This is a genomic window from Amycolatopsis thermalba (genome assembly GCF_003385215.1).
Classification (GTDB): Bacteria; Actinomycetota; Actinomycetes; order Mycobacteriales; family Pseudonocardiaceae; genus Amycolatopsis_E; species Amycolatopsis_E thermalba.
In genome coordinates, this window is record NZ_PQHW01000177.1 from 1 (window position 1) to 7782 (window position 7782).

General features: G+C 70.8%; 12 protein-coding genes. All 12 read left to right on the top strand.

Annotated features, from left to right (window positions below):
* Nucleotides 1-56: 56 nt before the first annotated feature.
* The 12 genes from D0D15_RS34895 (at nucleotide 57) to D0D15_RS34950 (ending at nucleotide 7448) form a co-directional block, all read left to right on the top strand.
* Nucleotides 57-710 (top strand): hypothetical protein, encoded by a 654-nt coding sequence (locus D0D15_RS34895; RefSeq protein WP_143266235.1) that lies wholly within the window; start codon nucleotides 57-59, stop codon nucleotides 708-710.
* Entirely contained in the window at nucleotides 710-958 is a 249-nt protein-coding gene (locus D0D15_RS34900) for a hypothetical protein (RefSeq protein ID WP_094007855.1), read from the top strand. Before D0D15_RS34895 ends, D0D15_RS34900 begins: the two co-directional genes overlap by 1 nt.
* Nucleotides 959-1013: 55 nt before the next feature.
* Nucleotides 1014-1751, top strand: a complete 738-nt coding sequence (locus D0D15_RS34905) for a CPBP family intramembrane glutamic endopeptidase (RefSeq protein WP_094007856.1) — start codon at nucleotides 1014-1016, stop codon at nucleotides 1749-1751.
* A 62-nt stretch (nucleotides 1752-1813) separates the two neighbouring features.
* The gene (locus D0D15_RS34910; RefSeq protein ID WP_094007857.1) at nucleotides 1814-2587 is read left to right on the top strand and encodes a CPBP family intramembrane glutamic endopeptidase; all 774 of its coding nucleotides are present in this window, start codon (nucleotides 1814-1816) and stop codon (nucleotides 2585-2587) included.
* Between the two features lie 271 nt (nucleotides 2588-2858).
* Nucleotides 2859-3284, top strand: coding sequence for a 30S ribosomal protein S16 (gene rpsP, locus D0D15_RS34915; protein WP_094007858.1), 426 nt, complete (start codon nucleotides 2859-2861; stop codon nucleotides 3282-3284).
* Nucleotides 3281-3520, top strand: a complete 240-nt coding sequence (locus D0D15_RS34920) for an RNA-binding protein (RefSeq protein WP_017987579.1) — start codon at nucleotides 3281-3283, stop codon at nucleotides 3518-3520. Before rpsP ends, D0D15_RS34920 begins: the two co-directional genes overlap by 4 nt.
* Before the next feature lie 7 nt (nucleotides 3521-3527).
* Nucleotides 3528-4046: a ribosome maturation factor RimM gene (gene rimM, locus D0D15_RS34925; RefSeq protein ID WP_094007859.1), complete on the top strand. Its 519-nt coding sequence runs from the start codon at nucleotides 3528-3530 to the stop codon at nucleotides 4044-4046.
* 21 nt (nucleotides 4047-4067) lie between these two features.
* Nucleotides 4068-4823, top strand: coding sequence for a tRNA (guanosine(37)-N1)-methyltransferase TrmD (trmD, locus tag D0D15_RS34930; RefSeq protein WP_094007860.1), 756 nt, complete (start codon nucleotides 4068-4070; stop codon nucleotides 4821-4823).
* Between the two features lie 148 nt (nucleotides 4824-4971).
* On the top strand, nucleotides 4972-5331 hold the full coding sequence (gene rplS / locus D0D15_RS34935) for a 50S ribosomal protein L19 (protein WP_094007861.1): 360 nt from the start codon (nucleotides 4972-4974) through the stop codon (nucleotides 5329-5331).
* Between the two features lie 31 nt (nucleotides 5332-5362).
* The gene (gene lepB / locus D0D15_RS34940) at nucleotides 5363-6295 is read left to right on the top strand and encodes a signal peptidase I (RefSeq protein ID WP_094007862.1); all 933 of its coding nucleotides are present in this window, start codon (nucleotides 5363-5365) and stop codon (nucleotides 6293-6295) included.
* A 53-nt stretch (nucleotides 6296-6348) separates the two neighbouring features.
* Nucleotides 6349-7128, top strand: coding sequence for a ribonuclease HII (locus tag D0D15_RS34945; RefSeq protein WP_191247880.1), 780 nt, complete (start codon nucleotides 6349-6351; stop codon nucleotides 7126-7128).
* Nucleotides 7125-7448: a DUF2469 domain-containing protein gene (locus D0D15_RS34950; RefSeq protein ID WP_094007864.1), complete on the top strand. Its 324-nt coding sequence runs from the start codon at nucleotides 7125-7127 to the stop codon at nucleotides 7446-7448. The genes D0D15_RS34945 and D0D15_RS34950 overlap by 4 nt, the downstream gene beginning before the upstream one ends.
* Nucleotides 7449-7782 lie beyond the last annotated feature (334 nt).

A 7782-nucleotide genomic window follows, 5' to 3' on the forward strand; every position in this document is an offset into this window, starting at 1 on the left:
CCCCCGCCCACTGTCGGCCGAACTGCCGCTACCGTCCCGCCCGCAAACTGATCAAGATGGCACGGGTGAAGATCATCAAGGCGCTGGGCCTGCTCTACGCGGTCCCGCTGGCCCTGCTCGTCGTCGGCGTCGTCGGCGGGCTCGTCCTGGGGGAGGGCCTCTACCTCGCGGCCTTCGCGGTCGGCGCCGCGGCCACGCTCGCCGTCGTCGTCGCCCGGGCGAACGGGCGTGCGCTCGGCGGGTGGAAGCAGGCCGCGGTCGCGACGGTTGTGCTGGTCGCCGCCGGCCTGCTCCCGCTCCGGGCGGACAACCAGGACCTCCTCACGGCCGAGGGCCTGGAAGCCGGCCTGGACGAGCTCCGCGGCGTCGCGACGACCTACGACCTGATCGCGATCGGCGACGACTACCTCCGCGGCCAGCGCGGCGACCGCGCGCTGATCTACCGCGACGGCGACCTCCAGCCGGTGCCGCGGGACATGACCGGACCGGATCCGGAGTACGCGTTCGACCTGCGCGAGGTCGACTTCGGCGCGATCCCCGGCCTGGTCGGCCTCGCCCGCCAGCGGTTCCCCGACGCCACCGGCGAGGCGGAGGTGCGGATCACCCGGCCCCCGGGCGGCGGCCCGGTCGAGATCACGGTCCTCGTCGAACGCTCCGGGCCCGAACGCAGGGGCGAACTGGTCGCCGACGCCGCCGGGAACCCCCGCTAGTGCCCCACTTCGTCCCCGGCATCGGCCACGGCGCGGCGATGCAGATCATCCGCGGCCTGGGGCTCGTGTTCGCCGTGCCGATCGCGCTCGTCGTCGCGGGCGCGGTCGGCTGGCTGGCCCGGCGCGAGGGCATCTACCTCGCCGCACTCCTCACCGGCGCCGTCCTCACCCCGGTCCGCGTGCTGCCGGCCGCGCTCGCCACGGCCGTGCTGGTCGTCGTCGGCCTGCTGCCGCTGTGGATCCGGTGACACCGCTCACGCCCCGGGGTCGATCGATCGCGCGCAGCCACATAGCCTGAAACCCATGAGGCTGAGCCAGGGAGAGGACGTGCGCACCCGGCTGGTCTTCGGCGCCCACTGGGGTTTCCTCGCGTTTTTCGCCGGCCTCGGCGTGTACCACCTGGTGACCGTCGTGATGACCGCCCTGCGGTCCGGGCACGCCAGCGTCGACCCGCTGGAACTGCTCGACGTCGGTCCGGTGCTGCTGCTCGCGTTCGTGCCCAGCCTCTTGCTCGGCCTCGCCCCGCTGGTCGCGTCGCGGCGCTGGGGGAGCGGGCCGCGGCGCGACTTCGGCTGGCTCCCGACCCTGCGCGACGTCAAGGTGGGCCTGGCCTGCGGTGCGCTCGCCCTGCTCGCCGGGTACCTGGTGAACCTGGTGCTGCTCGGCATCTACGGCACCGACCGGATCTCCGACAGCCCGCTCACCGACCTCGCCGAGGACGGCGGCCGGGACGAGTTCGTGTGGCTCGCGCTCGCCGCGCTCGTCGTCGTGGTCGCCACGCCGATGGCCGAGGAGCTGCTGATGCGCGGCTCGCTGTGGGGAGCGCTCGAACACCACCGCGTCCCGCAGTGGGTGATCCTGGTGCTCACCGCGGTCGTCTTCGCCTACCTGCACGGCGAACCGACCCGCACGCTCGCGCTGCTGACGCAGGGGCTGCTGATCGGCGCGGCGCGGTGGCGGACCGGCCGCGTGGGGGCGAGTTTCGTCGCGCACGCGGCGAACAACCTGGTCCCGGCGCTGCTGCTGTTCACCGGGTCCTGAGCGGAACGACCATGGCGACTAGGCTCGGTAGGTGCTGGGCGAGGATCAGAGGGAGGCACGCCGTGACGGCACATCCGGGCGAGCTCGACCCGCCTGATCTGCCCGCCACCGCGGAGGCCGCGCCCGCGCACCGCTGGGGGTTCGGCGCCTTCCTGGTGGTCGAGGCCGTCCTGCTGGCCTCCGCCGCGTTCGTCAGCGTCCTGCTCGGCCCGGCACCACCCGGTCAGCCGCTGCCCGCGCGGGACGTGCTGATCGGCACGATGGCCCCGACCGTCCTCGCCGCGCTGGTCGCGATCCTGATCACCAAGGTGCGGGGCAACGGCCCGTTCACCGACCTGCGGCTGTCCTGGCGCTGGGAGGACGTCAAGCTCGGGCTGAAACTCGGCAGCTTCGGGCTGGTGCTGACCACGGTCAGCGCGTTCATCTGGACCCAGGCGGTCGGCGAGGCCAACGCCGGATCGGCGATCAGCGCCCTGGTCGAGGAACAGCCGATGTCGGTGAGCGCCGCCATCGTGATGTTCGCCTACCTCTGGCTGCTCGGGCCGATCTGCGAGGAGATCATCTACCGCGGTCTGCTGTGGAGCGCCGTCGAACGGCTGCACTGGGGTCAGGAGAAGTGGGCCCGGCTCGCGGCGTTCCTGCTGTCCACGGCGGTGTTCGCGGCCAGCCACCTGGAACCGCTGCGCACCACGCTGCTGCTGGTGATCGCCATCCCGATCGGCCTGGCCCGCCTGCTCACCGGCCGCCTGCTCGGCAGCATCGTGGCCCACCAGATGAACAACTTCCTGCCCGCCGTGGCGATGCTGCTCACGGCGCTGGGAGTCATGGCGATCTAGGTTCTGTTTCATGAGCGGCGGAGCCGCTTGCGGTGGGCCGTCAGCCGGCTCCGCTACCCGCGCCGCCTCGCAAGCCGCTTCCGAACCACGCCCTGGACGCCCGGTGCGGGCCGTGTGACCGGGTCTGGCAGAATAGTCGCTTGCCTGCTGCGGCCGGGCCCTCTCACCGTGCCGTGGCGACCGAAAGCTTCGGGTACTCGTCCGGTGTCCCCACACGGATCGTGACCCGACACCCGCGAGCACGCAGAGAACCAAGGAGTACCCACACACCGTGGCCGTCAAGATCAAGCTCCAGCGCCTCGGCAAGATCCGTGCGCCGTACTACCGCATCATCGTCGCCGACGCCCGCACCCGCCGGGACGGCAAGGCGATCGAGTCGATCGGCAAGTACCACCCGAAGTCCGAGCCGAGCTTCATCGAGGTCGACTCCGAGCGGGCCCAGTACTGGCTGGGTGTCGGCGCGCAGCCGACCGAGCCGGTGCAGCGCATCCTGGAGATCACCGGTGACTGGCAGAAGTTCAAGGGCCTGCCGGGCGCCGAGGGCACGCTGAAGACCGCCGAGCCGAAGCCGTCCAAGGAGGAGCTGTTCAACGCGGCCCTCGCGGCGGCCGGTGACGAGCCCGCCAACGAGGCCACCACGCCGAAGAAGAAGTCGGCCAAGAAGGCCGACGACGAGGCGGCGAAGGACGAGGCGTGAGCTTCCTCGCCGACTCCCTCGAACACCTGGTGCGCGGGATCGTGGACAACCCGGACGACGTCCGGGTCGACCTGATCACCACCCGCCGCGGCCGCACGCTCGAGGTCCACGTCCACCCGGACGACCTCGGCAAGGTCATCGGCCGCGGCGGCCGGACCGCGACCGCGCTGCGCACCGTCATGGGCGGCATCGGTGGCCGCGGCGTCCGCGTGGACGTCGTCGACACCGACCGCTGACCCATCCGTGGACGTCGTCGTCGGGCGGGTCGCCAAGGCCCACGGTGTGCGCGGTGAACTCGCCGTGGACATCCGGACCGACTCGCCCGAGGAACGCTTCCGCGACGGCGCGACGGTGACCGCGCGGTTCCGCGACGGCACCACGCGCCCGCTGACCATCGCAGCCGCCCGCCCACACAGCGGGCGGCTGCTGGTCACGTTCGAGCAGGTGGTGACGCGCGAGGCCGCCGAGGCCCTGCGCGGCGCCCTGCTGCTCGCCGACACCGCCGATCTGCCGCCCACGGACGACCCGGACGAGTTCTACGACCACGAACTCGAGGGGCTGCGTGCCGAGCTGAGCGACGGCGAGGTGATCGGCACCGTCACCGAGGTGGTGCACGCCCCGCACGGCGAGCTGCTCGCGCTCGATCGCGACGGGCGCACCGTTCTCGTCCCGTTCGTGCAGGCCATCGTGCCCGTGGTGGACGTCAAGGGCGGCCGGGTCGTCATCGATCCCCCCGAGGGCCTGCTCGACGACGCCGGCTGACGGGCTGGTTACGCTCGCGCCGTGCGGATCGACGTCGTCACCATCTTCCCCGAGTACCTGGACCCGCTGCGGGCCGCGCTGCTGGGCCGCGCCATCGAGCGCGGGCTGATCGAGGTCGGGGTGCACGATCTGCGGGACTGGACCCACGACGTGCACCGCGCCGTCGACGACGCGCCCTACGGCGGCGGTCCCGGCATGGTCATGAAGCCCCAGGTCTGGGGTGACGCGCTGGACGCCGTCTGCGGTCCGGACACCCGGCTGGTCGTCCCGACGCCGGCGGGCCGCCCGTTCACCCAGGAGATGGCGCGCTCCTACGCCCGCGAGAAGCACCTGGTGTTCGCCTGCGGCCGGTACGAGGGCATCGACCAGCGCGTGATCGATGACGCCGCCCGCCGGATGCCGGTCGACGAGGTGTCCATCGGCGACTACGTCCTGGTCGGCGGCGAGGCCGCGGTGCTCGTGATGGTCGAGGCCACGGTCCGGCTGCTGCCCGGCGTCCTGGGCAACCCGGTGTCGGCCGAGCAGGACTCCTTCTCCGACGGCCTGCTCGAAGGCCCCAGCTACACGCGCCCCGAGGTGTGGCGCGACCTGTCCGTGCCCGAGGTGCTGCGGTCGGGCAACCACGCGCTCATCGACCGCTGGCGGCGCGACCAGGCCCTGGAGCGAACGCTGCTGCGCCGCCCCGATCTCCTCGACCGGCTGCCGGACGGTACGCTGGACGAGCGCGATCTCGCCGTGCTCGACCGTGTCCGGTCGGGGCAGCGGCAGGCCGGGTGATCCGGCTGGGGACGCGTCTGCAATACTTGACAGGTTGGCCGTGCCAGTGGTGCGCGCCTGCCACAAGCCCCCGGGTCGCCTGCCCCAGTGAGAGCGTGCGCGTGCTCGGATGACTGCCAGACAGACGAAGGACGAGGACGGACTCCCGATGAACACCCTGGACGCCCTGGACGCTCAGTCGCTGCGTTCCGACATTCCGCACTTCCGCCCGGGTGACACGCTGAAGGTGCACGTTCGCGTCATCGAGGGAAACCGTGAGCGTGTTCAGGTTTTCCAGGGCGTCGTGATCCGCCGCCAGGGTGGCGGTATTCGCGAGACCTTCACCGTGCGCAAGGTTTCGTTCGGTGTCGGCGTCGAGCGCACTTTCCCGGTGCACAGCCCGAACATCGCGAAGATCGAGGTGCACAAGCGCGGTGACGTGCGTCGCGCCAAGCTGTACTACCTGCGCGAGCTGCGCGGCAAGGCCGCCAAGATCAAGGAGCGCCGCGAGGCCCCGACCGCGTCCTGAGCGATCGGACTTTCTCCGATAGCCTGGCGAAGTGGTCGAACCTGTGCCCTCCAGCGCCGCTGAGGACGAGCCCGAACGCCCGAACCCGGACGAGAATGCCGATTCCGGCGCAAATGGGAAACGGCGCCGCCGCAAGCCCAAGAAACAGCGCTCGTTCTGGGTCGAACTGCCGATTCTGATCGTCGTCGCGCTGGCGCTGGCATTCGTGTTCCAGCAATTCCTGGCGCGGGTCTACACGATTCCTTCAGGGTCGATGGAGACCACGTTGCACGGCTGCCCCGGGTGCTACGGCGACAAGGTCCTGGTCGACAAGATCACCTACGACTTCACCGACCCGGAACCGGGTGATGTCGTGGTGTTCAAGGGCCCGGAGCCGTGGGTGGAGAACGAGGCGGCGACCGAGCGGTCGAGCAACGCGGTGGTGCGCTTCTTCCAGAACATCGGTTCGGTGTTCGGGCTGGCGCCGCCGGACGAGCGCGACTTCGTCAAGCGGATCATCGCGACCGGCGGCCAGACCGTCGAGTGCTGTGACGCCCAGAACCGGGTCGTCGTCGACGGCAAGGCCCTGGACGAGCCCTACATCCACTGGAAGAATCCGGACGACCAGCGGCAGGAGCCGTTCGACCCGGTGACGGTGCCGGACGGCTACGTCTGGGTGATGGGTGACAACCGCAACGACTCGTGCGACTCGCGTTGCCAGGGTGGCGGCGGGGTCCGCGGTGCCGTGCCGGTGGACAACATCATCGGCAAGGCACGCATCATCGTGCTGCCACCCGGCCGGTGGGGCGGGGTCAGCGACCACGACCCGCAGGCCGCCGCCCAGCCGGCCGCGCTCGGGATGAGCGCTCCGGCGTGGCAGGAAGGCGTTCCGCTCGGGTTCGGGGTCGTCGCCGCGTGGCCCGTGGTGTGGGGCGGGCGGCGACTGGGCTCGAAGGTGCGCGAGGCGGTCGAGCGAAAGCGGTAACCAGGTTGGGTAGGTCTTCGGCGGTTCTGGCCTCCTTCCGCCCGCCCAGGGCGATCGTCCGGGGCGAGACGGCGTGGGGTCTGCAGTCCGCGCTGGACCGGCGGGGCCTCGGTCCGGTGGCCGGGGTCGACGAGGCGGGCCGCGGGGCCTGCGCCGGTCCGCTGGTGGTGGCGTCGTGCGTGCTCCGCCCCGGTGACGCCGCGCGGCTGGCCGAGCTGAACGACTCGAAGCTGCTCACGGCGCTGGCCAGGGAGCGGGTCTACGAGCGGCTCCTGGTGCGCGCCCTGGACTATTCGATCGTCGTCATCTCACCCGAAGAGGTGGATCAGCTCGGTATTCACGTCACCAACATCGAGGGCATGCGCCGGGCGGTGGCGGGGTTGCGGGAGTGCCCCGGGTACGTGCTGACGGACGGTTTCAAGGTGCCCGGCCTGCCGGCGCCGAGCGTGCCGGTGATCAAGGGGGACCGGGCGGTGGCGTGCGTGGCGGCCGCGTCGGTGCTGGCGAAGGTGACGCGGGACCGGATCATGGCCGAGACGCACGTGAAATACCCGATGTACGGATTCGACGTGCACAAGGGGTACACGACCGTGGACCACGGCGCGGCGCTCGTCGAACACGGGCCGTGTGAGGTACACCGGTGGTCGTACACCAATGTGGCAGCGGCGGCCGCCGCCCACGGTATGCGACCACCGCGGAAGGTCATGCTCACCGCTGCTGCATTGGGGCAGTCCGATGCTCCGGTACGTGCTCTGGAGGGCAGCGTGGTTCAGAATGGGAGTTCCGCCGCCGGAGACCGGTCGAACTCGCGAGGAGGGGCGCGGATTTCATGAGCGCAGAGGATCTCGAGAAGTACGAGACCGAGATGGAGCTGTCGCTGTACCGCGAGTACCGCGACATCGTCAGCCAGTTCTCGTACGTGGTGGAGACCGAGCGGCGGTTCTACCTGGCCAACGCGGTGGACTTGCAGGTCAGGGACAGCGGGGGAGACGTGTACTTCGAGGTCCGCATGTCCGACGCGTGGGTGTGGGACATGTACCGGCCGGCTCGTTTCGTGAAGAACGTTCGTGTGATCACGTTCAAGGACGTGAACGTGGAGGAGCTGGAGAAGCCCGAGCTGAGGCTCCCGGAAGAGGGCCCCTTCTCCGGCTGAGAGCAGCTTCACCACCCGAGGGACGTCCTCCACACGGGGGACGTCCCTCGCTCTTTTCTGTTTGCTGCTGCCCGGCCGCCGGGGTTGGCGCAGCCCACTGCATCGACCCCGAACCTCGCTTATTCGCGACCCACCCATCAACCTCAGCCCGCCCTCACGTCTCCCGCTTCTTCACAGGGGCCGCCCTCGCCTCTCCCGCTTCTTCATCGGAAGCCCCTTGCTTCTCCCGGTTCCTCCCCGGAAGCCCCCTGAGCACCTGAGCCGTCTGCCCCAGCCCAGGCAGCCGCAGCGCCCCGCCGCCCCGTCGCCGCCGCCCTGCTTCTCGGCCGCCGCC